This window comes from Leptospira chreensis, assembly GCF_016919165.1.
GTDB classification, from domain to species: Bacteria; Spirochaetota; Leptospiria; order Leptospirales; family Leptospiraceae; genus Leptospira_A; species Leptospira_A chreensis.
Genome location: NZ_JAFFPS010000064.1, coordinates 1 through 26770, shown reverse-complemented (window position 1 = coordinate 26770; position 26770 = coordinate 1). Strand labels below are relative to the sequence as shown.

Here is a 26770-nt window from a genome sequence, read left to right as displayed (position 1 = left end):
TAATCATGGCAGAACAAAAAAAAGAAACATTAGCAGAAAAAGTAAAACGCCTCAGTCGAGGACTTAGAGGATCACTCAGTGATAGTTTGAAGGATGAACATACTGGTTCTCTTCGCTCCGATGACCAATTATTACTTAAGTTCCATGGGATGTACCAACAAGATGATAGAGACCGCAGAGAGGAACGTGCGGCTAAAAAATTAGAACGTCTGTATTCATTTATGATTCGGTTACGAATTCCTGGCGGGATGATCGGGCCTGTTCATTGGGAAGCATTACACAATGTTGCCGGTGAAAATTCTACTGGAACCATCAAAATCACAACCCGCCAAACAGTCCAACTTCATGGAATTTTAAAATCGCAAATCAAACCAACCATCAAAGCATTTGATTCTGTATTTTTGGATTCGATTGCTGCTTGTGGGGATGTGAATCGTAACGTAACTTGTACATCTAATCCTGCTACAAGTCCCTTACACAAAGAAGTGTTTGGGTATGCGGGTGAGATTAGCCGTTCTCTTCTTCCCAAAACAAGAGCATATTATGAGATTTGGCTCGATGAAAATCTTTTAGCCGAAAAAGAAGAACCAGAAGATCCTTTGTATAAGGATGTTTACCTTCCGCGTAAGTTTAAAATCGCTATTGCGATTCCACCTTACAATGATGTGGATCTTTTTACGAATGATATTGGACTGATTGCCATCATTGAAAATGGCCAACTGATTGGGTTCAATGTAGCGGTTGGTGGCGGTCTTGGAACCACACATGGAAATGCAGATACCTATCCAAGAGTGGGAACTGTATTTGGTTTTATTCCAAAAAAAGATATCTTAAAAGTTGTATATGAAATTGTAACCGTTCAAAGAGATTTTGGAAACAGAGAAGATCGAAAACTTTCTCGTTTGAAATACACTTTGGACCGGTTGGGTGTTGAGTTCTACAAAAAAGAAGTAGAAAAGCGCATTGGATTTAGTTTTGAACCAGCCAAAGATTACAAGTTCACGCAAAGATCAGATGATTTTGGTTGGAAACAAGACGTAGCGGGTAACTGGCATTATACTGTCTTTGTTGAGAACGGTCGTGTTTGTGATGAACATGGTTATAATCTAAAAACGGCACTGCTTGAAGTTTCCAAAACAAGAAGAGCCACATTCCGTTTCACTTGTAACCAAAACCTGATCTTATCTGATATCTTTCCAAAAGATAAGGATCTTATCGAATCCATTCTCGTGAAGTTTGGTGTGCATCGGAAAACAAGTGAGATTTCCAATATTCGTAAAAATTCCATTGCTTGTGTGGCACTCAGTACTTGTTCCTTAGCACTTGCGGAAGGACAAAGGTATCTCCCAAGCCTTATCGACAAAATTGAACCTATCCTTGGAAAACATGGACTCGCAGAAGAACCCGTTTCGATTCGAATGACAGGTTGTCCCAACGGATGTGCTAGACCTTATATTTCAGAGATTGGTTTAGTTGGAACATCCTATGGAAAGTATAACTTACATTTGGGTGCTGATGCCGAAGGATACCGACTGAACAAAAAGTATAAAGATGATTTGGATGAGCCGGCGATTTTACTTGAGTTAGATGGACTCTTTGGAAGGTTCTCGAAAGAGAGAAATTCCAAAGAATCTTTTGGAGATTATATCAATCGAATTGGAATCTTAAATTAAGATTCCAATTCTTTCGGAGCAGTTTTGTTCCAATAAGTAGCAATGGCGGCACCGGCAATCAGGTGCCAAATTCCCCACCAAGCACAAATCATCGCCATTCCGCCCAGGCCATCAAAGAAACCGAACACAATCGCAAGTCCTAGGCTTGAGTTTTGAATTCCCGTTTCTATCGCTACCGTCTTTCTATCGGCGAGAGGCAATCGGAAGAGTTTCGCAAAATAATATCCGAGAGAGAGACCGGCCAAGTTCATAAGGAAAACTAGTCCAAAGAGAAGGTGGATGTATTCTTTAAAGAACTTCCAGTTGGTGGCAAGAGCTCCCACGATAAAGAAAGCCAGTAGTAAAATGGAAATCCTTTGCACGGCTCGTTTCACTGTATGTGTGAGTTTGGGGAAAAATTTTTGAAATAGAATTCCTAGTATCAGTGGGACAACAAGAAGTACAGTGATGGAAACCAAAATCTCATAGGGGCTAACGGAGATCGATTTCAGATATTCTCTGGTGACAGGAAGTAAATTCCCCCAAAAGAAAAATCCAAGAGGAGTCAGGATAAAAGAGAATGCAGACGAAAACGTGGTAAGACTCACTGAGAGTGCTAAGTTTCCTTTTGCCAAATGGGTGAAAAAGTTCGACATATTCCCACCAGGACAAGCTGCCACAAGTACCATTCCGAGAGCAAGGCCTGGATGTGGGTTGATCACCCAAATGATGAGGAGGGTGGCAACGGGTAACAGAATGTATTGGCTAAAAAGACCAACAAACGCTGGTTTGGGGTAACGTAGTAGTAGACGGAAGTCTTGGAGTTTTAGCTCCAAGGCAATTCCAAACATAATAAAACCAACGAGTGCATTGATTAGGTAAACGGAGTCTTTGTTAAAATTAAGACGAACGGCATTGATATCCATATTAGTCGGACCATCCTACGAGAATTCTACGTGGCCCATTGAATGGTAGCCTTCCATGAGAAACAGACAAATTATCGATGATGAGAACATCCCCCGTTTGCCAAGGAATGGCCACCAGATGTTTCCAGAAAACATTTGTGATGGATTTCATTTCTTTTGCAGAGATCTCTTCCCCATTTCCATAAGTTACGTGAACATCATGTGATTCTTGTCCAGAAATTCGTTTGATGAGAGTGAGAAGTGTCAGTAACAAAGCAACACCAAGAGAACGGAATGTTTTTTGTCGTTTGAAGATTTTCCAAACTTCACTCACCGCTGCTTGGTAGTGAAAGGTTTGTGAATGGTTATGCCATGCCGTGGTTTTTGCTTCTGGATGGATACGAAATCCTAATTGTTCGTTGGTTATGGTTAAGGAATCAACTCCAGACCAATCCAATTGGAATCTATTTTCATCAGAGATTTTTTTTACTTCCTTAAGATTGGTAGTTCCAAACATTTCATCCCAACGTTTGGTTTTCCATAAAGAAAACCTAGCTGTTGTAGATGGTCCATCGTATCTTCTTCTGTAACGAATTCCATGTTTTTGAATTTTTTCTTTGATTTTAGGATCTACATCTTTATAAACTTCTCGAAGGTCCGTAAGGGGAGTTTCTCCACCAGTTTCGGATGCTTTTTCTGCATAAAAAAATAAAAGTTTCGGAGGGTTGTCGAGAAAACTCATCTCGGCATGTTGCATGATTGGGTAGTGGGGAGGAAGTTCACTTGCGGTAAACACATGTTTGACGACTTGGTCCCGAGGGGAAGTTCCTAAATAGAACTCACCTAACTTTTTCTCTCCTGTTGCAAAGAGAATGGATTGGAAGTCAGTTGCCTCATGGATGGGAAAACCACGAAAGAGAACGGCACCATAAGTTCTTAGGTCCTCTCTCCATTCCTTCTGGTTTTTCTCGATCCAGTGGGTTAGATCTTGGAGATCTTTTTCCTCTCCCGGTTCATAGACAATGGGAAGTTTTGTCTCCCCGATGAAGGATTTTCGGATCCAATGGGTGGCAATCGTAGTGGCTCGGCTCATACTACTGCCATCTTATTGAACCCCGTTATTTTATAGCAAGAAAAAATCTGTTATATTGAACTAAAGTTCTACAATAACATTCCTGCCGCCACCGTCTGGTTGGTGCCTTCATCTACGAGAACAAAGCTCCCTGTGCCTCTGATTTGCGAATAAGGGTCATAGGCTACGGGTTTTGCTGTCCGAATCGTTACCTTTCCAATTTCGTTTAAGGCCAGGCTTGTTTGTTCCTTCTTTTCGTGAGTGCTTGTTTCCACTCGGTATTCCAAGGAACGAATGGAGGCTTTCACAGCATTGGTCGTTTGGCGGAGTAAATACTTGGAGCCTGGTGTCATGGCCTTCTGGTCCATCCAACAGATATGGGCTTCTAAATCTTGGGAAGTGGTAGGTTCCTGGCCAGTCACAACGAGCATATCCCCGCGGCTCACATCAATTTCATCTTCCAATCGAATGGTTACAGACATAGGTGCATAGGCTGTGGAAATAGAACCTGCATAAGTATCAATGGCTTTGATTTTGGATTTGAGTCCACTTGGCAAAACGGTGATGGAATCTCCGACAGTAAAGTGACCACTGCGAATTTGTCCCGCATAACCTCTGTAATCATGGTATTCTGTTGTTTGTGGGCGAATCACATTTTGCACAGGAAACCTTGGAGCCGGGGACTCTTCTTCTGTATGAAGTTCGATTTCTTCTAAAAATCCAAGAAGTGATTTTTCTTTCCACCAAGGCATGGAGGTTGATAGATCCACCACATTGTCTCCATTCAGTGCAGAGATGGGAAGGAAGTGGATGGATTTTAAATCTAGGTCTTTGGCAAATTCCAAATATTGGTTTTTGATATTTAAAAATACTTCTTCAGAAAAGTCTACTAGGTCCATTTTGTTGATACAAACAACAACATAAGGAATTTTAAGGAGAGATACAATATAGGAATGGCGATAGGTTTGTTCAATCACCCCTTTTCTTGCATCAATGAGTATGATCGCAAGATCAGAGTTAGATGCACCAGTTACCATATTTCTTGTGTATTGGACGTGACCCGGAGCATCAGCAATGATGAACTTTCTTTTGGGCGTATGGAAATATTTATAAGCGATGTCGATGGTGATCCCTTGTTCTCTTTCTGCTTTTAATCCGTCAGTGAGAAGTGCTAGGTTAATTTGTCCATTGACTTGTCCTGCTTTTTCAATGGCTTCAAGTTGGTCTTGGAAAATGGATTTACTATCGTATAACAATCGACCAATGAGGGTTGACTTTCCGTCATCCACACTACCTGCAGTAATAAAACGTAAAATATCCATTAAAAATATCCGCCTTTCTTTCTATCTTCCATGGCTGCTTCCGATCGTTTGTCATCCAAACGAGAGCCTCTTTCTGTAGTTCTTGAAACTTGAATTTCACGAATGATATCATCAATCGTATTGGCTTCTGATTCTACGGCCGCCGTACAAGTCATATCTCCGACAGTTCTAAACCGAACGGTTCTTGTTTCTACTTTATCGGAATTGTCTAAACTAATGAATTTTGATACCGGAAACACTAGGTCTTCTCGCCATACAATTTCTCTTTGGTGAGAAAAATACAAAGAAGGAAGTTCAATGTTTTCTTTACGGATGTATTCCCAAACATCAAGTTCTGTCCAGTTACTAATCGGGAAAACGCGAACGTTTTCTCCTACATGGATTTTCCCATTGTAGATATTCCAAAGTTCAGGCCTTTGGAGTTTTGGATCCCAAGATCCAAATTCATCTCTTACCGAAAAAATTCTTTCTTTGGCGCGAGCTTTTTCTTCATCCCGGCGAGCCCCACCAATACAAGCATCAAATTTAAATTCTGCAATGGTATCAAGGAGAGTCACTGCTTGGATTCCGTTCCGACTGGGGAACTTTCCTTTTTCTTCGACGGCTTTTCCTTGGTCGATGGAGTCTTGTACATAACGAACCACTAGTTTTTCTCCAGTGCGTTCTGCTAAATCATCTCTAAATTTAAGCGCCTCATCAAAGTTATGCCCTGTATCGATATGAACGAGTGGAAAGGGAAATTTACCGGGGCGAAAGGCCTTGAGGGCAAGATGTACGAGACAAATCGAATCTTTTCCGCCGGAAAATAAGAGAGCTGGTCTTTCAAATTGTGCTGCTACTTCTCTTAAGATGTAAATGGCTTCCGATTCTAGTTGGTCTAAATGCGAAAGTCGATGTAAATCGGTCATTTTGGTATTATCCTTTTTTTGGTGCGAGTTTACCGTCTACCCAGTGTAAACCGCATTCTTTCTTAGATTCTTGTTCCCACCACCATCGGCCTGCACGAAAGTCTTCCCCAGGTTCAATGGCTCTTGTACAAGGAGCACAGCCAATACTTGGGAAACCTCTATCGTGTAATAAATTGTAAGGTACATTGTGTTCTCGGATGTACTTCCAAGTATCTTCAAAGGACCATAGGAGTAGTGGTTGGTATTTGATTAAATTTCTTTGGGGATCAGATTCGAAAATAGACATCTCGGTTCGAAATCCCGATTGGTCTTTTCGTAGGCCAGTGACCCAAACTTCTGTATCTTTTAAAATGGTATCGAGGGGAACGAGTTTACGAATTCGGCAACATTCTTTTCGTAAGTCTTGGGAATCGTAAAAAGCATTGGGACCATTGAGTTCGACAAAACTTTGGATTTCTTTTTCATTCGGATAAAAGGCTTCGATTTTTACCCCATAACGGACGTTTGTTTTTTGCCAAACATCATAAGTCTCTTGGAAGAGGCGTCCGGTATCCAAAGTGGCAATGCGAATATCGATTTGATTTTCGAGAATGGCGTGAGTGATTGCCTGGTCTTCCAATCCAAAGCTCGTTGTGAAAACGACCTTACCGGAGAAGTCCAAACTCAATTGTTTTAAACCCTGTTCCAGAGAGAGGGAGGTATAGGTTTCTGCCAAAACTTCCAAATTTCCCATTTTTTCCAATCCTACCGTCCAATGTTTTGTATATTGGACGATTTGTAAACTATATTAGCGGAAATTACTAGATAGAGAAGTCTTCTACGTAAACTTTTGCTTTCTTAATCCTTAAATAGACAGTCTCTCCGGGCAAAAGGTTCAAGAGCCTGTAGGTTTCCTGTTCCAATACGGATTCGATGAGAGTGCCTGTATCCACTCGTTTGAGCTCCACTCGCACGTTCCTTCCTGTTGAATGGATATATTGGATGTCTGCAGCGATCCCTTGGTCCGACTCTCTTACGATTTCTACATCATAAGGACGAACATAGGCTACTGCCACGGATTCTTTTACATCCTGGTGTTCGGAACTATCTAGGTCTAAATTTCCAATTTTGGTTTTCCCTTCCTCAATTCGTCCATGGAACAAATTGACATCTCCGAGAAAATGGAAAACAAAAGGGGACTTGGGTTTGTTGTACACTTCGTCCGGGCTTCCTACTTGTTCTAGTTGTCCTTGGTTTAAGATAACAATCCGATCACTCACTTCGAGTGCTTCTTCTTGGTCATGTGTTACAAAAACGCTCGTTATGTGGATCTCATCATGAAGGCGACGTAACCAGTTTCTTAATTCCTTTCTGACCTTGGCATCGAGAGCTCCGAAGGGTTCATCCAGTAATAAAAATTTTGGTTCGATGGCAAGGGCACGGGCGAGAGCCACACGTTGGCGTTGGCCCCCTGATAATTCGTGCGGGTAACGGTTGTGAAACTTTTCCAGTTGGATGAGGGTGAGTAGTTTGGAAATTTTCTCTTGGATTTCTTTTTTCGAAGGACGTGAGGCTTTTGGTCTTACTTCCAAACCAAAACCAATGTTCTCGGCAATCGTCATATGGCGAAAGAGGGCATAGTGTTGGAAAACAAAACCCACTTCTCCATTTTCAATTTTGGACTTGGATAGATTTTCACCTACAAACTCCACTTGTCCCGAAGAAGGTTCTTCTAGACCGGCAATGATTCGGAGTAAAGTGGTTTTACCAGATCCTGAAGGACCAAGTAAAGCGACGAGTTCCCCATCGGGAATGGTAAGGTTCACACTTTTAAGAGCAGTGAACGATCCAAAGGTTTTATTGACATTACTGATTTCAATCGGCATTTTTTTGACTCGCGGTTCGTTTTTCCAAAATCAATTTAAAGATGAGTGTGAGTAGAGAAAGAAACACAAGTAAGGTGGCACAAGAAAAAGCACCTACGGAATCAAACTCATTGTATAACATTTCTATATGTAAAGGAAGTGTGGTTGTTTTTCCTCGAATATGGCCGCTGAGAACAGAAACGGCTCCAAATTCACCCATAGCTCTCGCATTACAAAGAATGATACCGTATAACAGACCCCATTTGATATTCGGAAGGATGACACGTTTGAGGAGTTGAGGAAAACTTGCACCTAGTAACATTCCTGCTTCTTCTTCTTCTCTTCCTTGGCTTTGCATAAGAGGAACCAGTTCCCGAGCTACAAAGGGGAAGGTGATAAAGACTGTGGCAAGGATCAGGCCTGGTGTATTAAAAACGATTTTGATTCCGTGTGTGGAAAGAAAATCTCCAAAGTAACCTTGCCTACCAAATAACAATAAAAAGATGAGACCAGATACCACAGGAGAAACAGCAAAGGGAGAATCAATGATGGTAACTAAAATATTTTTGCCAGGGAATTGAAACCTGGTGATAGTAAATGCTGCCGTCACACCAAAAATGGTATTTAAAATAACAGAGACAACGGAAACTTTTACGGTAAGGCCAATCGCATAGAGTGCATATTCGCCTGAAATGGAATTCCAATACTTAACATAACCTTCCGAAAAAGCTTCAGAGAATACAGTATAAATAGGCAAAAGAAGGATGATACCGGCAAGGATATAAGTCAAAAACACTAGGAAAACGGGTAAAATTCTAATTTTCATGATAGTTTTTTCGATGCCCGTTCTTGGAGTAAATTAATCAAAAACATAAAAGCAAAAGAGGTAAGTAACATCACAAGAGCAATCGAAGTTGCTTTTTCATATTCGTATTGTTCTAGTTTAGTGACGATAAGGAGGGGTAGGATTTCTGTTTTGCCAGGAATGTTTCCTGAAATAAAAACAACGGATCCGTATTCCCCGATTCCTCTAGCAAAAGCCATTCCTGTTCCTGCAAGGAGGGAAGGCCAAAGTTCAGGAAGTAATACTTTATAAAACGTTTGGAAGGGTGTGGCACCAAGACAACGTGCACTTTCTTCTAATTCTTTGGGTAACTCTTCGATGACGGGTTGCACTGTTCGTACCACAAAAGGAAATCCAATAAAAACAAGAGCAATCACAATGCCGATGGGAGTGTACGCAATTTTAATTCCCCAGGCATCAAAGTAAGATCCAATGATTCCTTTTTGTGAATAAATGGTGGTGAGTGCAATGCCTGCGACTGCTGTGGGAAGAGTGAAAGGTAAATCAATTAAGGTATCGAATAATTTTTTCAAGGGAAAGTTATACCGAACAAGAACCCAGGCAAATAAAAATCCAATGAAGAGGTTGATCAGTGCAGAAATGATTCCTACGCTGAAACTTAAATACAACGCAGAGAGAATTCTTTGGTCGGAAAAAACTTCTAGGATTCCCGAAACTCCAATCCCGAGAGAATGGAAGAAGAGTCCTAGAAGGGGGATGATCACAACCGCGGACGAGTAAAAAACTGTCAGTCCTAAACTGATTCCAAAATGTATCTTTTTATACGGCCGGGTTTCTATTAACATATTTTATTGAGTTTTGTAGATGGCATCAAAGACACCCGCATCTGCAAAATGTTTTTTCTGTGCAGAATCCCAAGTTTCGCCTAAATCGGATAGGGAAAATAATTTGATGTTTGGAAATTCTTTTGCAGAAACCTTAGCAGCCGCAGGATCAATGGGTCTAAAAAAGTGTTTAGAAATGATGGATTGTCCTTCTTTTGTGAATAGATACTCTAAGTAGGTAGTCGCTTTTTCTAAATTGCCTTTTTCCGTTGCTGTTTTTGTTACCACTGCTACTGGAGTTTCGGCTCTGATGGATTCAGATGGATAAACAACTTCTAAAGTATCTTTTCCAGATCTTTTTTCTTCATCTAAAGAGAGTTTTGCTTCATTTTCCCAAGTGATGAGAACGTCACCAATTCCTCTTTGGACAAAAGTAGTTGTGGATCCGCGAGCCCCTGTATCAAGAACAGATGTATTTTTAAAGAGTGCTTTTACGAAGTCAGTTGCTTTTTCATCAGACTTGTATTTGCGTTTTGCATAACCGTAAGCTGCCAAATAATTCCAACGAGCCCCACCACTAGTTTTTGGGTTTGGAGTGATGATAGAAACTCCTGGTTTTACAATATCATCCCAATCTTTGATTTTTTTAGGATTGGATTTACGAACCAAAAATACGATGGTTGAATAGTAAGGAACACTGTTGTTAGGAAGTTTTTTTTGCCAGTTCGCATCGATTAATCCTGATTTGCTTGCGATGCTGTCAATGTCGTAGGAAAGAGCAAGACTCACAACGTCTGCATCCAAACCGTCGATCACGGCACGCGCTTGTTTTCCCGATCCACCATGGGATTGTTGGATGGCAAATTCGTTTCCTTTTTTGGTCTTCCATTGTTTTAGGAAGGATTTATTGATTTCTTCGTACAATTCTCTCGTAGGGTCAAAGGACACATGGAGAAAAGTGGATTCTGCAGCTAGGGAAGAGAGAGTTCCGATGCTGAGGAAAATGCACAATATTGCAGAAATTGTTGGTTTTAGACTCGAAATATAGGTTATTTTTTTCATTTTTGCGCCCTTTTGATTAATAAATCAAACTCATCCTCCAATTTAGCAGATATTTGTCAAACGAAATTTATTTCGTAAAACGCATACTTTTCCCTTTCCGACATAAACCAGGAAAGGAAGAAGATAATTCTCTCAAGGAAATCTGGGGAAGTTCGATCCTTAAGGGAGAAGGCACCCCATGAACGTAAAAGTTGAAAACCAAAACTTAATTCAATTCCCACAAGTGGATTGGAAGTCCTCCAAAAGAAGCGGGGAAGAAAACCACGCGATGGCGGTGCGTGAAAGTTTTGGGGAAATTTTGGAACGTGAATTCCAAGTGCATTCCGAAAAACCGAAAAGTCCTTCTGAATACAAAACCCCTGGACAAGAGAATGGAAATACAAGTTCTCAAGTTGAAATTCCGAAATCGGAAGATCTCACAAAGCAAACGTTAAATGCTCCGGCAGAAACTAAAAAAGAAGAATCCATAGCCAAAGATAAAACCTCAGAAGAAGAAACAGAAGAGATCACTGAGGAAGAAAATTTAGACAAAGAGGCTTTGGAATATAGCCTTGGGATTGTTTCTTCCCATGTAGACTGGGACCGGTCCATGGTTTCTGCCAACCAGTTGAATGAAATGACAGTGAAGGAAAAAACTGTTTTATTATCCTTACAAAAATCCGCTGAAAAATCGACTGCCTATTCTCCGAAAGAGGGAAACGCCTTCATTGATGAAGCGAAAAAATTAGCGGAAAGTTTTTTCCTTTCCGAGAGGGCCCAAACAAACGCATCCGGTTCCGCAAAATCACAAATGCCTATGACCAAAGATTCTAATTTGGTTCCTTTTCCTAAGAGCGATAAAAAAACTTTAGAAGATAAGAAGACAAATCAAAAACCAATTTCTTTTGGAACCAAGATGGACCAAAGTCATTCTGGTTCCCAAGTTTCTGATTTGGTTTTTGCAAAAGGAAAAGAAGTTAAAGTCGAAGGGAAAGACCTTACCCAAGAACACTCTGTTCGCAAAACTGAGGGGAAATCCAAGTCATCCAAATTAGGTAAAAATGGATCAGAGACAACAGAAGTTTCTTCCGACCAAGATAAATCCAACCAAACACAGAACGCTGATAAAATGATTCGTTCTCTTGGAGTCAAAGATAAAGAATTTCAAAAACAAGATTCTAAATCCCCTTCGGCTTTGGAAAAACAAAAATCCACAGAAGCCACACTCGTTCCTAACATCCAAACAGCAACTTCCTCCAAATCAGGAGAAGAGGGTGGTCGTTCTTCCGAGGAACGTAGTTCGAAACAAGGATTTCAATTTTCTTCTTTAGAAAATAAAATTGCAAACAAACCAGAAGAGATTCGTTCCGCAGAAAAAACTGCCAAACCCAAAGAAACCAATCTCAAACAGAACTTAGATGAACTCGTCAAACAAGCGCGTTTTGATATTGTGCAAAATGGAAAGTCCAGTGCCGAGATCGTAATGAATCCAAAAGAATATGGAAGGCTTACTTTGAAAGTTACCGTTGATGGTGATAAGGTCGAAGGACGTATCCTTGTGGAATCGGAAGAGCTCCAAAAATCCCTTCAAAACGAAATCAACACTATTAAAGAAAACTTAAAAGAATCGGGTCTCGACTTACAAGCCCTCGTCATTGATTTATGGGACGATGGCAGTGGGCTTACGGATCGCAAAGAACAAAATGAACTCTACCAAACGATGGTGGACGCGGCCCGGTTTCGTAATTCTGAAAACTCAGTAGGATTAGATGAATCTACGGATCTTCTCGGTCCACCTACATTTGAAGAAACCAAGGCATTGGAATTTTTCGCATAATCACTAGTAAATATAGAAAAAAATAGAGGATCCCATGCCAGACGGAATCAAAGACTTATCAACACAAAACTCAGCAAGAACCAAATACTTTGAAGGGGACAGAACCTTCAATATTCGTAAACATTTGGAACAACTAGATAAAGAAGAAACTAGTGGTCTGAAAGGAATCGAGATTCGTGAGAAACAAAAGGAGCTTGGAAAAGACGATTTTTTAAAACTCCTTCTCACACAACTTTCTCACCAGGATCCAACAAACCCCGTGCAAGACAAAGACTTCATTGCACAAATGGCTCAGTTTTCTTCATTAGAGCAGATGAAAAACATCTCTTCTGGAATTGCGCGAATGGAATCTAAACAAAGTTATTCGGTGGTTGGTAAAATTGTATCAGGCCCGGATTTAGTGACTGGAGAAGATGTTACAGGCCTTGCTGGTGCCATTCTTTTCGATAACGAAGGGAAAACTTACGTTCGTGTGAACGGACGAATGTTAGATGTAGCAAAAATCAATTTGATTTCTGATCCATCACTTCTTAAAGCAGAGCCAGAATTCCAACGTCCCGGGAACGCACAGAATGTTCCGAATAATACATTAAAAAAACAAGAAGCTTATCAGGATTAATTCAAAAAGGTCGATAAAAAAAGAGAGGATATAACGTTATGATGAGATCACTTTACTCCGGAGTTTCCGGATTGAAAAACCACCAAGTAAGAATGGATGTTATTGGTAACAACATCTCCAACGTAAACACACACGGTTTCAAAACCGAACGAGTTACCTTCCAAGACATGATTTCACAAGAGTTACAAGGTGCGTCTGAACCAAACGAAAGGATCGGGGGAACAAACCCGAAACAAGTGGGTCTTGGTTCTCTCATTGCTGCTATCGATAAAATTATGACGCAAGGTGCTTTACAAACCACAGGGAAGAATACCGACGTTGCCGTTTCTGGTGAAGGTTTCTTTGTTGTGAAAGATGGCGACAAACAATTTTATACTCGTGCTGGTGCTTTCAACATAGATAAAAACGGATTTTATGTAAACCCTGCGAATGGTTTAAAAGTCCAAGGTTGGAACTCTCGTTTGGATGATGGTGGAAACAAATACATCAACTCCGCAGGATCTTTGGAAGACATCGTCATTCCTCTTTATTCTAAAGAACCAGCTCGTGCCACTCAAAACGTAGATTTTCAATCCAACCTCAATGCTAGTGTTGCGGCTGTTCCATCCGACGCAACAGAAGAAGACATCCAACGTTATATCAATGATCCAGATCCTCGCCAAAGAAGAGGTCACGTAACATCCATTAATGTTTATGATGAACTTGGAAACACTCGCCAAATGGGAGTGGAGTTTTACAAAATGAGAGAAAACGTATGGAAGATGCGTTTCAAATTGGAAGACTCAAGCCAAGTTTCTGTAGACGTGAGTGGAACTGGTGGGGAAAACACAAAAGTTTCGGGAAACCAAGAACTGGAAGTATCCTTCACACCAGATGGTAAAATCATCTCCGTTTCTGATGGAGTGGATTCTCAAACTACAGGAAAACTCAAAGCCGATATTTCTTTCCGCATTCCAGGAAACCCAACCGCACAAAAATTCAGTTTGAATTTAGGGGAAGCGGGTCTTGTGGGAGGAATCACACAATTCTCTTCTGACTTCACAACAAAAGCAGTAAAACAAGACGGATACACTATGGGATATATGGAGTCTTTCTCCATTGACAACACAGGAACTGTGACCGGTGTTTTTTCGAATGGGGTTCGTCAACCACTCGCAAGGATTGCTCTCGCTAACTTTACAAACCCTGCCGGTCTCAATAAAGAAGGGGATACTATGTATAGTTACTCTTTGAACTCCGGGGATGCAAACATTGGTGAGGCAGGAAGCCAAGGTCGTGGAAAGATCAACGCAGGTCTTCTTGAGATGTCAAACGTTGACCTCTCTGACCAGTTTACGGATATGATTGTGACCCAAAGGGGATTCCAAGCCAACTCCCGAACCATTGTAACCTCAGACCAAATGATCCAGGAAGTTCTCGGTCTCAAACGATAAGATTCCTGAACTAGCGGGGGAAACCCCGTTTTTTCCTTGAGTTCTGCAAAATTCTAAGAAAAATAGGTCAAACTAAACTTTTTAGAATTTGCTTAACTTGTCCCGCTTTCAAAAAAATACCCTCCTTACCTTTTGTTTATTGGCGTTTGTCGCCTACGCACCGTTATACTATTCAATTCGCAGTGCGATTAAAAAAGAAACCTTACCCGTTACTTATGATTCTGCAGAGACTGTAACCTTTCTTAGTTTAGAAGAATGGGAAGTTACGGGAAAAGTTTCCGATCGCCAAACTCTCCAAGTCCTAACTCAGTTGATTGATTTTGAATTTAAAAAATTAACGGGTGGGGTGTATTTAGGAAGAGAGAACACACTCTCTATTTCGAAAAAGAACCGCTCCCAATTTGTTTTATACGGGTCTTTCGAATGGGAAGAGAAGGGGATTCGTTTCACTCCTAAACTCAAATCCACAGAACAAAAAGCTACGTTTTCGGGTAAGTCCATCCTTGTTCCTTATGAAGAACGAGGAAAACTAGTTTCTCTCATTTATCAGTCACTCTCGCATCTTTTGGATGAGACCATTCGTTTGCATCGTTTGTTAAAACGCTCTCCTGAATGGAAAATTCCTTCGGCAGATGGATTCCTTTCGGAATCAGAATTCGTTCGTTTGAGTGAATATAACCCCGCTTTATCCCTTGAGGAGAGGACATTCCTTCTCAAATCGCTCGAATTCCCTTCCGAATATTTACAGTATCTTAAATTCCAATCCAGTTTAGAAAAACGCTCAGAGGAATCTTTAAAGGAAGTTTGGCGGACGGCCGGTGGCAATTCCAATCTATCTTCTTATACAAAGTTTTCGATTGCAAAGTACATTGCTGAGTTCTATTTTTTCAAAAAAGAATTTGGTAAGGTGATCGAGTTTGCAAGTGCTGCTAGGAAAGAAAGAGAAGTTTCCCAATCAGTATTTCATAGTGACTATGCCGATACGATTTCCCTTCTCGGGAAGGCATTGGTTTTAGATGGCAAAAAAGAAGAGGCCGTGTATTATCTTACCTCTGCCAGAAAACTTTACGAAACTTTGGGACTTCTGAAAGATCCGTCCTCCATCGAAAATTCTTATTTTTATGGACTTCTTTTATACGAACTTTCCCAAACGGAGCTCGCTTCCTATGAATTATCTTCGATTCATGGCGGGCTCACTTCTCCTTTAGAACAAATTTATTTGGATTATAACTTAGCCAAGGTATATTACGATTTAGGTCGTTACGATGCGGCCTTGTCCTTGTTACAAGACCAAAGGAAACTAATTTTAGCTGAAGGTTTTCCCAATCACGATATTGCTTTGTATTCCTATAATTTATACGGCGCTTCCTTATACAAATCTGGGAAATGGAGTGTTGCCAAATCCATCTGGGAATCACTCGTCAATGCAAAATCCATTTATGGAATCGAAGAGAAACCATACCATCGTTATGCGTTATTTAACTTAGCAGTTCTTTCTAAACTAAAAAACAACCCAGAACAAACAGAAAGTTTTTACAAACAATACGTAAGGCTCTCCCCATACGGACAAATCGTTGACCTACCGGCAAGCGATCGATTTGAAATCGGAAAACCGATTTATCCTTATACTTGGGATGTTCCTAGCCAAAATTCCTTTGTAGACTTAGAAGAAAGAACCATTCGTTCGTATACGGGTCGTTATTTGTTTAATGGGCAAGATGAGGAAATTCGTGCCAGAACCTATGAAAACCGATTGGAAGATACCAACCTCTTTTTGGACGATTTGTTGAATGCAAAAGCTTTTCTTTCGAAACCCATGTCGATCCTTCGTAAAACTTTGTTTGGTGACTTAAAACGTTTTGAAAAGGGAAATCAAATTGTATTTTTTGATATTGGGCCTGCGCTGAACCATCCGGAGTATCCTGGTGTCACTTCCCTTGCCGTAGCCAAACACTTTTCCGGAATGGAAGTCGTATTATGGGAGTTACCCGGGGAAGTGGATCTGTTTTTAAAAAAAGTAAAACCGGAATTAAAGGACAGATTGTATTCCTTTCCGAATATCCGAATTCTTTCTGCTGACGGGGTGGGCGAGTTTCAAACTTTATATTCCGATCCGAACAATTGGATTTTAAGAAACAGGCCCGTTCCGAATTTAAAAGGAAAAACCATCATCATTCGTGCTGCCAACTCGATTGATATCTATGAACCTTATACAAAAATCCTTCCGCATTTCCAAAACATCGGGAAGGAATTAAAAGCAAGTCCGGTTTTATATTTTTTCAACCGCAGTATCCTCTTAAAACCTGCGGGAACTGAAAAGTTCATTCTAATTGGAAACCAATCCATTCGGGGGTTTCATCATAACTTTCAAAGTTTGGACCGCAATGGGGAACCACCTTATTCCATCCTTCCCTTTACTGTCAGTGAGGAGATACAACCATGAATTTAGTGGAAACAGAATTTCTCTTTTGTATCCTTTCTGGTTTCTTTTTATTCCATTCTCTATCTCGAATTACGGAAGAATGGAAACGTAAAGATTTACTCTTCCAGTGGACTGCTATAACAGCACTTGGATTTTTCCTCACGGAATCACTGGGAAAATGGGGAATCCAATCAGAGCTTTGGAATACAGATTCATTTTTCTCATACATCACAAAAAGTAATCTATTGCTTTTCCTTTCCTATTCTTCCTTAGAAGAAAGGATATTCACTTTAAAACCCATTCGCCGTATTTTTGTTTCGATCTTTTTATTTTCTTTTTGGGTCGGGATCTTGTTTGGGATTCAATTCTTTCAAACGACCATCCTTGTCCAAGACAATACATCCATCCTGCCCTTGGCGATTTCTCTCGGTGCCTTAGTTTGGACAAGGGAGATGTTCTGGTCTTTGGAAAATACAGACAATTCTAAGTTAGTTGATGATACTTCGCGGTTTGTTTATTTGAGTTTTTTACCAGTAGCCTTTTTGGTTCTTTCTCCCTGGAAAGCCGATTGGAGTTTTTACAAACAAGTAGCAGCACTCCTTATGTATGGGATCTCTTCTCATGTCGGATTTCAATTGGTTTCCAAATTCAAAAAGGAAGTGGTTGGATTTGAGTCCGAGATCGGAATTTGGATTGGTGCCATTGCCTTTTCCACCTGTCTTGGAACAGAAATTGTAGTGGTTCTCCCTTTGAGTCTCCTTTCCGGAATCTTTGGACGGCTGCTTTATTCTTACCTATCGTCCCTCTCTTGGTCAGAGCCGGGGATTCGGGGCGTGGTTTCTTTTCTTTACCCCTCTGTTTTGGGAATTTTTCTACCCTTCTTACTTGTGGAACCAAGCGGGTGGGTGCATTCACCCTATGTATTGTTAGGGGTCCAAGTCCTGTATTTCCTAAGTTTTTATTTGGCCGCCAGTCTTTGTTTTGGGATCATCCTTCTAAACAAACAAAAGTAAGATCAATTTTGTAAAAAACAATCGACAGTCGATTTTTTCATGTCGATAGTAAGTCTGTGACCAAATCTTCGGATTCGAAATTCATCATCACGGATGATCCTTTTTTTGAAGGCAAAATCGCCGATTATTCCAAAAAAATCAAAGCTAAGGTTTTGACGCTTTCTCAGTTGGATCAAATTGAATCCGACGCTAATGGCCATATCGCCAAAGTATTGTTCTATCTCTCTCGGTATGAATTGGAAGCCAAACACAAAGAGATCCACCAATTCTTAAAAAACCATCCCACCATTATGTCGAACTTTATTGTTCGAGCCCCCATTGATTATACGGGCTATATTGCCCTTTCTATTGAAGAAGATTTATTTTTTTCCAATGTTCCTGATGACGCCCCACTGATCTTCTTAGTGAAGGCTCTTGCCAATGCTTTCACTAGCCTCCAGATGGTGGTCGATAAATTCGAATTACAAAAACGGATCAATGTTTCTACAAATGAAATTTCCAAACTCACAAAAATTGGAATTAGTCTCGCCAACGAAAAAGATTTCACAAAGTTACTTCGTGATATTTTGAATTCGGCCCGTGAAATTTCGAATTCCGATTCGGGATCTTTGTATTTGGTGGAAAAAGATGAAAGGGGAAATCCGAGAAACTTAAGATTCAAAATCTCCGCTCTCGATTTGAGTTCCGATGAATTTATATTACCCATTAACAAAAAAAGTATCGCCGGTTATGTAGCTTTTACAGGTAAACAATTAAATATTCCTAATGTGTACGAATTGTCCGGTGGAGAGGAATATAAGTTCAACAGTGATTTTGATAAAATGAGTAATTATTATTCAAAATCAATGTTGGTGGTTCCCATGAAGGATCACCATGATGAAGTGGTCGGTGTCATCCAACTCATCAACCGAAAGAAAAATTTTCAAACCAAACTCACTTTAGAGGAAATGAAAACCAATTCTATTTTGGAATATGATAAGTATTCGGAAGAGTTGGTGATGGCTGTGGCAGGGCAGGCGGCTGTTGCCATCCAAAACAATAATTTGGTTCATGACATTGAAACCTTGTTCGAAGGGTTTGTCACTGCCAGTGTTTCTGCCATTGAATCTAGGGATCCAACTACCTCGGGTCACTCCTTTCGTGTGGCCCAGTATACAGTGGGTCTTGCCGAATCGGTCAGTGCCATCCAATCAGGTCGATTTAAAGATATTTATTTTAATGAATCCCAAGTAAAAGAAATTCGTTATGCCTCTCTCCTTCATGATTTTGGAAAAGTAGGTGTTCGGGAAAAGGTTTTGGTGAAAGCCAAAAAACTAGAAGACTATGAACTAGATTTAATTCGATGGCGTTTCCAATTTATCTTAAAGGATGTGGAAGCAAAACTCTCTCAAAAGAAAATTGAATATCTAAAAAAACACGGTAACAACGGTTATCCGGAGTTTGAGAAGTCAATCCACCTGGAATATACTTTGGAAAAAGAAAAATTGGAAGAGATGGTGCGAGTGATCGCGGAATCCAATGAACCTTCTATTTTAGAAGAAGGGAATTCTAACTTTTTGGAAGAGATCTCTAAAATGAGTTATCATACTACGGATGGTAGCCAACTGAATTTACTAATGCCCAAAGAATTTAGTTTTTTATCCATTCGTCGTGGTTCTTTGGATTTTGAGGAAAGGCGAGAAATCGAATCCCATGTGGAACATACCTTTCAATTTTTATCCAAAATCCCTTGGACTCGGGAATTAAAAATGGTTCCTGCCATTGCCCACGGCCACCATGAGAAATTAAATGGATCGGGATACCCTAGAGGTCTCTCTGCTGTAGAGATTCCCGTACAGGCGAAGATGATGGCCATTGCCGATATCTTTGATGCCCTCACAGACCAAGACCGCCCCTATAAAAAGGCGGTGCCACTAGACCGTGCCTTTGACATTTTAAAAATGGAAGTGAGAGACCAACATATCGATGGGGATCTTTTGGATATTTTTATCGGAAGTAAGACTTACGAAAAAATTCTACACAAAAGATAAAAACTAACTTTAGCCAGCGTCATTTTCCAAACTCACAAATCGTTAGTAGAATGCAATGTTAGGTGAAGGTCTCTTGTATTAAACTTTCGAAATGGTTTCCTCGTTCTTCAAAGTTCTTATACAAATCAAAACTCGCACCGGCCGGAGAAAAAATCACGGACAGGATAGAATTGTCTCCAGCACTTTTGGTTTCAATTGCCAAATCCAATTTTGTTTTTAGATCTTTGATTAGAGTGGGTAAGTCAGGAAAGTAATTAGCGATAAGTCCAGCCTCTTCGAATTCCGATTTCCAAACTTCCACCGCCTTTCCGTAAACCCAGATTGGACATTCCAATTCTTTCCATCGTTTGAGAAACAAATCCACTGGTTCTGTTTTCGGAATTCCACCGAGAATCAAAAATAATCCATCCCCTTTTTTGAATCCTGAGATTCCTGAAAGCATGGAATGTAGATTTGTGGATTTGGAATCATTAATGAATTGAATCTCTCTGTATTTTTGTTGGAAACCAGAACTATCCATTCTGTTGAATCGATGAGGAAGTCCTTGGAAAGATTCAAATTGGTTTTGAATCTCTTTTTCCTCCATACCCATCGTTTCTGCAAGGGCAATGGCAAAACATAAATTCATAAGGTTGTGTTTTCCTTTCAAAGGAAACTTGGTTGTATCATAGATATGACTTTGTGTATGGATTTGGTTTGTTTCTAAACTAACAAAGTAGTTTTGGTTTTCACCTACTAGTTGTAAGTTGGAAGAACTAGGACTTCCTGTCGGAAGAAATTGGAAAAAGTTCGGATTCACAAAAGATTTATGATTCGGGTCATCCAAATTTTGAATTTTCCATTTTGCCTCAGCATAAGACTCCATTGTTTTATGCCTTTCTAGGTGGTCTGAAGCCAAATTTAAAATGGCCGATGCCGCAAGTTTTAAGTTAGGTGAGTCGTCCAACTGGTAACTTGAAAGTTCCAAAACCACTAAATCTAAAGCCTCCAAACAAAAGGAGGTAAACGGGACACCAATATTGCCTCCCATTTTTGAATTTGGGAATTTTGATTTTAGAATGTGAAAGGTAAGAGCTGTTGTGGTGGATTTTCCATCTGTCCCTGTAATTCCAATGACAGGGCCTTTGTAAAAAACACGTGCCAAAGTAATTTCACTTAACGTTGGTATCTCTCTTTGTTTGGCTTCTTCCAAGATGGGATGGTTCGGAAGGATGCCTGGGCTTTTGATGATACAGTCAATTCCTTCTAATGCCTTCTGTGGGTGATTGTCTGACAAAACTTCCGCATACAATGGGGAGTTGGCTTTCTCCGGAAACTTGTCTGCCAGTTTGCATATTTTCCCTTGAGAGATTAATAATTTGGCAGAGGAGTCCCCTGAGGATCCGCCACCTAAAATCAAGAATTTTTGGAATTTACCGAGGTCAGAAGCCGATGGAATCGATTGAGAAAACATTGATTGACACTCCGCTAAAATACGATGATTTTGTAAAATCATATCAGGTTGGGTAAATCGGTGCTGAAACACGAAGTGAAAGACGGAAAACTAGTCGTTTATCTGGAAGGTCGATTGGACGTTTCTGTGGCAAATGAAGTGGAAGAGGGCCTTTTGGAACTCATCGATAATGCTGGGCATAGAAAGGTTCTTTTGAACATGAAAGACGTTGAATACATGTCTTCCTCTGGATTCAGAGCTTGTATCTCCACTCTCCGCAAACTTAATTCGAAAGAGGGATCCTTAAAAATCTCCAATATCAAACCCGCAGTCAAACGTATCTTTGATGTCATTGAATTGACTTCGCTTTTTGATATTTATGATTCAGAAGATGCTGCCCTAAAAGCATTTTAAGCGGGGTCCTTGAATCCTGTCTTACATAAGATAGTAGAGACCAAACACGAGGAAATCCGCATGGGAAGGGGGAAGTCCCTTCCTCCTCGTAAGATTCCCGTGCGCCCTTGGGAATCTCACCTCAAAACCAATTCTATCTCCGTCATAGCCGAATGCAAAAAAGGAAGTCCAAGTTCTGGAATCCTTAGGCCAGATTACCACCCTGTCGAAATTGCATCCATTTACGAATCCTCAGGGGCAGGTGCGATCTCTGTCCTCACTGACTCGCAGTATTTTTTTGGTTCTCTCGCTGATCTTGCCTCTGTAGCAGAGGCAGTCAAAATTCCAGTCATCCGAAAGGACTTTATTTTGGATCCCCTTCAAATTGATGAAGCCTATGCCTATGGTGCCTCGGCGATTTTACTCATCGTTCGTATCCTCTCGCCAAAGGAACTGACTTCCTTACACCAATACGCCAAGGGACTTGGTCTTTCTGTCCTTGTGGAAACACACAATAAGGATGAGGTAAAAACGGCCCTTGATTCTGGAGCCACTACCATTGGAATCAATACCCGGGATCTAGATACATTCGAAATTCATAAAAATCTAATAGAAGACATTGCCAAGGAATTAGATAGTTCCATCATCCGTGTGGCTGAATCTGGAATTGAAAGTTATGCAGATTGGCAAAAATACAAGGGAATCGTTGATTCTATGTTAGTTGGAACATACTTTATGAAAAGTAAGGACATCGCAAAAGACTTTCATTCCCTTCTTGTCGGAAACTAAATCTTCTGCTTTTTTAGTACATTCTAAGTAATTTTGTTCCTGGTATCCGATTGGATTTTGGGTATTTCTCTCATTGTCTAGAAATTTCGAAGATAATTTCGCTTTTCTCCTATCGTCCTTCCACTAATCTATCCGCATGAACTGGAAGCAGTCCTTCAAGGGATTCGTTTTATTCCTACTCTATATAGGAACTGCCAAACTGGGGATGGAATTTTTTTCCTTCCAACCGGTGAACTTGGCTGTCCTCTGGATCCCCTCCGGGATTGGACTCATCGGCTGTTTGTTCTTTGGATATTCATTTTTGCCTGTTGTTTGGCTTGCGAGTTTTCTTGCCAACAAAGACGGCCTCATCAGTAGCCAACATGGGTTAGACACGTTTACATTGTATCTTAGCATTTGCCTGACTGCCGGAGTCGATACTTTACAATCCACCTTAGCGTATACATTTTGGATTCGAAAAATCCGTAAAGGTCTTAGTTCCGCAAAAGATAATTTCTACTTTGTGGCTTACGTATGTTTTCTCTCGAGTGTAATTTCGATTCTTTGCCTTGGTGGAGTTTTATATTCCTTTGGATATTTTTATAAACTAAATTTTTCTGAAATGATTCGCACATTGATTGTAATTATCTTTGGCGATACCATCGGTATTTTTATCACAGTTCCTTTCTTTATGGCTTGGAGAAAGTTTCGATTTGAAGACCTATCGATTCGACTCATCCTTTGGACTTTTACATTTATATTTGTCCAAGCAATCATCGTTTATCATTTTCCCTATCTTTTCTTTTTATCTTTTTTGATTCTGATTTATTTAGGATACCGATTTCAAATTAGAGGGGTTACTTTAGGAGTATTTCTATTGTATTTGTCGAGTATACTCATGACTCGAATGGGGGTAGGTCCATTTGTTTATCCCGGAGTTTTTGATTCGTATATCTATTTAATTTCTTTTCTCATTCCTTTTTCGATTCTGTCCGAGTTCATCACCTTACAATACCAACGTCTCATCACCTATCGATTTGAATTGGAAAAGAAAGTTTTTGATCGAACGAAACTACTTCGAAAACAAGTTTTTGAAAAGAACAATGCCATTGAAGCCTTACACAATTCAGAAAAATTACTCAGTGAGTCCAATCGCACAAAAGATATATTTTTTTCCATCATCGCTCACGATTTAAGAAATCCATTAGGGGCTTTCAAACAACTGGCAGAGATTATGTATGAGGATTTTGATTCGCATACCGATTTGGAAAAGAAAGATACCATATTTGAAATCCAAAATTCCGCCTCCATGTTGTATGGGCTTTTGGAACAACTTTTGGATTGGGCAAGGACCCAAACAGGGAATATGCCTTTTCGGCCAAAACAGGTAAACCTGATCAATCTGATCTCAAAAATTACGGAACAAATCGAATCTACAATTAAGAAAAAATCCATCCGTATCATTACAGAAATTCCCTCGGAGTTGGCTTATATTTATGCTGATTCAGAAATGATCCAAGCTGTTCTCCGGAACTTAATCACGAATTCCATTAAGTTTACGAATGAAAATGGTGAAATTAAAGTGATCGCCAAACAAGATGAAGATGGAATTCGCGTAGAATGTCATGACAATGGGGTCGGGATGGGAAGTTCTGATTTGGAGAAATTGTTTCGTGTGGATGCGCAAGTTACTAGTATTGGTTTGGAAGGAGAGAAGGGAACAGGCCTCGGTCTTATCCTTTGTAGTGAATTTATCAAACTACATGGTGGTGAAATTTGGGCCACCAGTGAAAAAGGAAAAGGGACTATTGTTAGTTTTCGTTTGCCGGACAAACGTTAATCATTCGGTTGTTTGCGGAAGGAGAATGGTAAAGACTGTTTTTCCCGGTTTTGTTTCTAACTCTATGATTCCTTTGTGTTTCTCTATCACTTGTTTTGTTATATAAAGACCAAGCCCTGTCCCTTCCCCTACGGGTTTGGTTGTAAAAAAGGGATCAAAAATTTTTGATTCTATGTCTTTCGGAATTCCAACACCAGAATCTTCGATAGAAACAAAAACATAAACATTCCCATTGTTTTCCTTTTTGCCAATTTTGATTTTTAAGGTTCCTTTTCCATTCATGGATTGGATCGCATTTTGAATCATGTTTGTCCAAACTTGATTTAATTCGTCCGGATAACATTCAATTGGTGGTATTTCTTCGAAATCAGTAGTTAGTTCGATTCCTCGTTTTACAGAACTTTCAAAGATGGTGAGAAGCATATCCAAGGAATCGGAAAGTTTGATGGTTTGTTTTTCTCCTTTGGGATCAAAATGGGTAAACTTCTTTAAGGACTCGGCAATTTTAATGGCACGGTTTGCTGCGATTCGAATGGTTTTGGTTCCTTGTAGGATGGAAACAACCCGTTCTCCTATCAGAAAAAAAGCGGCCCCATTTTTGTTTGTGATAACAGGAATCCAATCATTGGGAACTTCTCGAAGTCCAAGTGATACAAAAAGATCGGCCTTCGTTTCCACATCAGTGAGTCCCAAACTTTCTAAGTATTTGCCTAAATCACGTTTGGTTTGTCTGGCTTCTTTTGTAGAGATGGATTCGTTTTGTGTTAAAGCAAGTTCAACTAATGATAAAAATGCGGGATAGGTCTCTTTGGGAATGGGATTTGTTTCGGGGAGGAGCCGAAAATGTTCTGTCATTCTTTCTGCTATGGCTTCGCTAGATGCTATCACCGCACTCAGTGGCGAGTTGATATCGTGGGCGACACTTGCCACCATCACACCAAGAGAGGACATCTTTTCTGATTGGACCAGTTGGTATTTCGCTGCTTTTAAGTTTAACTCTGCAGTCAGGATTTCATTCGATATATGTTTGGATAAAAACAAAGATTGAAAGAACACAAATAGTAAAATTCCATAAGAAAGCAACATGGGCTGTGTTTTATGAAGTAAAGATAAGATGATATCGTTACTCGCACAACCAATGAGTAGAATTGAAGAGAGTCCCAGATAAATGTATCCATATCTTTTGTCTTTCATGTAACGCATGATGAGATAGATGGCGATGAGAAGTAAGGACGTGAGTGCCGTTAAAACATAGAGGTGGAGATAACTAATTGTATAGATGGGACCAAATATGGTGATGCATACTGGGATCAGTAAGATGCCTGCCACTCCATGAATGATATAACTTGGTAAATATTCACGAGTGAGACTATAAAAATAATAAAGCCCTGATATGGCTCCTGCATACTGACTAAAGAAATTGATTCGAAAGACGAGTTCGCTAGAGCTTTCACCCAAGATGAGAAATAAAGCCCTGGTTCCTGTGGCAAGAATTTGTAATGCCATAATCTGGCAAAACAGAAAGAAATATAATGATCCAATGATCCTGCCGCGAGTAAAAAATACTCCCAACTGATAAAGTCCTAAAAAGAATAAGCCACCAACAATTAATGATTCTTCGAATATTTTTTTGTCTCTAGCATTTGCTAGGTATTCACTTTTTCCTAACATTGGAAGGAAACGGATTCCTCCCGCTTGATAGAAGCGATTTCGAAAAAGAATGGTTAGGTGAATCGGCTCATCGTTTGTTTTTAAAAGAACGATTTGTTTGGGTCTACGATCGAACTCATCCCCGTCTCCATATATATTCCCAACGGAACCGATCAAATTTCCATTTTGATATATATTACAATCTGAGAATACAACATTAAAATCAAGAACTAAGATTGTTGGTTCCTTCGGAGGAATGATGGTGAAGAAATAACTTCCGACCCCAAGTCCTGTTTCTGTACTCGTTTTGTTTGGGTTATAAGAATTCCAATGGGGTAAGTCTGGAATGGTGACAAAAATTGTATTGGGACCTTCTTGAAAATCCAACTGGCCCGGAGTGAACTTCCATTCACCAGCTAGAGGAATTACTGGTTCATTTGCAAAGGAATGGTTTGATAGATTCAGAACTCCGCGTTCCAATTTGGGAGAGTCTGTTTCCAGATTCATACAAGAATGAATGGAAAACCAAATCAAGCAGAGAGTAGATAGAGTGTAAAATGGTTTCATTGTTTCTTTCGTCTCTACTCGTATGCGCAATGGATCAAGGATAGAATCGACCATTAACAAACTCTTTTTTCGAAAAGGGTCAAGTTTATTTTTATGTTACACAGTGTTCATAAAAATAAATTAAGGATAACTACTGAAATAAATTACCTCTAATTTTATAGCAAAACTAGTGTTTGGTTGTATAAGCGGTGCCGAAATTTGGTCAGAAACGAAGTTCGTTTTTATTTGAATGAAGAAGAAACTTTTACCTATCGACTGATCTATTGAAGATAACGCATTGATTTCTGATTCTTTGAGGCTTGAAAAAAAGGTAAAGAATCTGGATAATTTTTATAAAATGGGTTTGACTTGGGGTGTACATTCCCAATGATGGTGAAACGGTGATTGAGTTAA

General features: G+C 40.0%; 20 protein-coding genes and 1 pseudogene. 10 read left to right on the top strand and 11 right to left on the bottom strand.

The window, feature by feature from the left end; all coding sequences use genetic code 11:
• Nucleotides 1-5: 5 nt before the first annotated feature.
• The gene (locus JWG41_RS17130) at nucleotides 6-1673 is read left to right on the top strand and encodes an NADPH-dependent assimilatory sulfite reductase hemoprotein subunit (protein WP_205271035.1); all 1668 of its coding nucleotides are present in this window, start codon (nucleotides 6-8) and stop codon (nucleotides 1671-1673) included.
• Here the strand turns inward: JWG41_RS17130 and JWG41_RS17125 are convergent.
• From JWG41_RS17125 to JWG41_RS17085, 9 genes are all read right to left on the bottom strand, one after another.
• On the bottom strand, nucleotides 1670-2578 hold the full coding sequence (locus JWG41_RS17125) for a bile acid:sodium symporter family protein (protein ID WP_205271034.1): 909 nt from the start codon (nucleotides 2576-2578) through the stop codon (nucleotides 1670-1672). The two genes, JWG41_RS17130 and JWG41_RS17125, sit on opposite strands and share 4 nt — an antisense overlap.
• A 1-nt stretch (nucleotide 2579) precedes the next feature.
• A complete protein-coding gene (locus JWG41_RS17120; protein WP_205271033.1) occupies nucleotides 2580-3650 on the bottom strand; it encodes a TauD/TfdA family dioxygenase in 1071 nt (356 codons plus the stop codon).
• Between the two features lie 68 nt (nucleotides 3651-3718).
• The gene (locus tag JWG41_RS17115) at nucleotides 3719-4951 is read right to left on the bottom strand and encodes a sulfate adenylyltransferase subunit 1 (protein ID WP_205271032.1); all 1233 of its coding nucleotides are present in this window, start codon (nucleotides 4949-4951) and stop codon (nucleotides 3719-3721) included.
• The gene (gene cysD / locus JWG41_RS17110; protein ID WP_205271031.1) at nucleotides 4951-5859 is read right to left on the bottom strand and encodes a sulfate adenylyltransferase subunit CysD; all 909 of its coding nucleotides are present in this window, start codon (nucleotides 5857-5859) and stop codon (nucleotides 4951-4953) included. The genes JWG41_RS17115 and cysD overlap by 1 nt, the downstream gene beginning before the upstream one ends.
• Before the next feature lie 7 nt (nucleotides 5860-5866).
• Nucleotides 5867-6592 (bottom strand): phosphoadenylyl-sulfate reductase, encoded by a 726-nt coding sequence (locus JWG41_RS17105; RefSeq protein ID WP_205271030.1) that lies wholly within the window; start codon nucleotides 6590-6592, stop codon nucleotides 5867-5869.
• 67 nt (nucleotides 6593-6659) lie between these two features.
• A complete protein-coding gene (locus tag JWG41_RS17100; protein ID WP_205271029.1) occupies nucleotides 6660-7724 on the bottom strand; it encodes a sulfate/molybdate ABC transporter ATP-binding protein in 1065 nt (354 codons plus the stop codon).
• Nucleotides 7714-8529: a sulfate ABC transporter permease subunit CysW gene (cysW, locus tag JWG41_RS17095; RefSeq protein WP_205271028.1), complete on the bottom strand. Its 816-nt coding sequence runs from the start codon at nucleotides 8527-8529 to the stop codon at nucleotides 7714-7716. The genes JWG41_RS17100 and cysW overlap by 11 nt, the downstream gene beginning before the upstream one ends.
• Nucleotides 8526-9353: a sulfate ABC transporter permease subunit CysT gene (cysT, locus tag JWG41_RS17090; protein WP_205271027.1), complete on the bottom strand. Its 828-nt coding sequence runs from the start codon at nucleotides 9351-9353 to the stop codon at nucleotides 8526-8528. The genes cysW and cysT overlap by 4 nt, the downstream gene beginning before the upstream one ends.
• A 3-nt stretch (nucleotides 9354-9356) precedes the next feature.
• Entirely contained in the window at nucleotides 9357-10394 is a 1038-nt protein-coding gene (locus JWG41_RS17085; RefSeq protein ID WP_205271026.1) for a sulfate ABC transporter substrate-binding protein, read from the bottom strand.
• A gap of 178 nt (nucleotides 10395-10572) precedes the next feature.
• Between JWG41_RS17085 and JWG41_RS17080 the strand changes: the two genes are divergently transcribed.
• From JWG41_RS17080 to JWG41_RS17055, 6 genes and pseudogenes are all read left to right on the top strand, one after another.
• Entirely contained in the window at nucleotides 10573-12210 is a 1638-nt protein-coding gene (locus JWG41_RS17080; RefSeq protein WP_205271025.1) for a flagellar hook-length control protein FliK, read from the top strand.
• A 34-nt stretch (nucleotides 12211-12244) separates the two neighbouring features.
• Nucleotides 12245-12799, top strand: a pseudogene (locus JWG41_RS17075) (flagellar hook capping FlgD N-terminal domain-containing protein); the annotation flags it as partial.
• Nucleotides 12800-12867: 68 nt separating this feature from the next.
• Nucleotides 12868-14262 carry a flagellar hook protein FlgE gene (flgE, locus tag JWG41_RS17070; RefSeq protein WP_205271023.1) on the top strand — a complete coding sequence of 465 codons (1395 nt, stop codon included), beginning with the start codon at nucleotides 12868-12870 and terminating at the stop codon, nucleotides 14260-14262.
• 97 nt (nucleotides 14263-14359) lie between these two features.
• On the top strand, nucleotides 14360-16705 hold the full coding sequence (locus JWG41_RS17065; protein WP_205271022.1) for a tetratricopeptide repeat protein: 2346 nt from the start codon (nucleotides 14360-14362) through the stop codon (nucleotides 16703-16705).
• Complete coding sequence (locus tag JWG41_RS17060; protein ID WP_205271021.1) at nucleotides 16702-17697, top strand: hypothetical protein; 996 nt, start codon at nucleotides 16702-16704, stop codon at nucleotides 17695-17697. The genes JWG41_RS17065 and JWG41_RS17060 overlap by 4 nt, the downstream gene beginning before the upstream one ends.
• 56 nt (nucleotides 17698-17753) lie before the next feature.
• Nucleotides 17754-19727 carry an HD domain-containing phosphohydrolase gene (locus tag JWG41_RS17055; protein WP_205271020.1) on the top strand — a complete coding sequence of 658 codons (1974 nt, stop codon included), beginning with the start codon at nucleotides 17754-17756 and terminating at the stop codon, nucleotides 19725-19727.
• Between the two features lie 58 nt (nucleotides 19728-19785).
• Here the strand turns inward: JWG41_RS17055 and murD are convergent, their stop codons facing one another.
• Nucleotides 19786-21180: a UDP-N-acetylmuramoyl-L-alanine--D-glutamate ligase gene (gene murD, locus JWG41_RS17050; protein WP_205271019.1), complete on the bottom strand. Its 1395-nt coding sequence runs from the start codon at nucleotides 21178-21180 to the stop codon at nucleotides 19786-19788.
• A gap of 60 nt (nucleotides 21181-21240) precedes the next feature.
• On the opposite strand from murD, the gene JWG41_RS17045 reads away from it, so the two are divergent.
• The 3 genes from JWG41_RS17045 to JWG41_RS17035 all read left to right on the top strand — a co-directional run bounded on the left by JWG41_RS17045 (nucleotide 21241) and on the right by JWG41_RS17035 (nucleotide 24160).
• Entirely contained in the window at nucleotides 21241-21573 is a 333-nt protein-coding gene (locus JWG41_RS17045; RefSeq protein ID WP_205271018.1) for an STAS domain-containing protein, read from the top strand.
• A gap of 60 nt (nucleotides 21574-21633) precedes the next feature.
• Nucleotides 21634-22341 carry a beta/alpha barrel domain-containing protein gene (locus JWG41_RS17040; protein WP_232374078.1) on the top strand — a complete coding sequence of 236 codons (708 nt, stop codon included), beginning with the start codon at nucleotides 21634-21636 and terminating at the stop codon, nucleotides 22339-22341.
• A 136-nt stretch (nucleotides 22342-22477) separates the two neighbouring features.
• Nucleotides 22478-24160 (top strand): sensor histidine kinase, encoded by a 1683-nt coding sequence (locus tag JWG41_RS17035; protein ID WP_205271016.1) that lies wholly within the window; start codon nucleotides 22478-22480, stop codon nucleotides 24158-24160.
• Here the strand turns inward: JWG41_RS17035 and JWG41_RS17030 are convergent, their stop codons facing one another.
• Complete coding sequence (locus JWG41_RS17030) at nucleotides 24161-26377, bottom strand: ATP-binding protein (RefSeq protein WP_205271015.1); 2217 nt, start codon at nucleotides 26375-26377, stop codon at nucleotides 24161-24163.
• Nucleotides 26378-26770 lie beyond the last annotated feature (393 nt).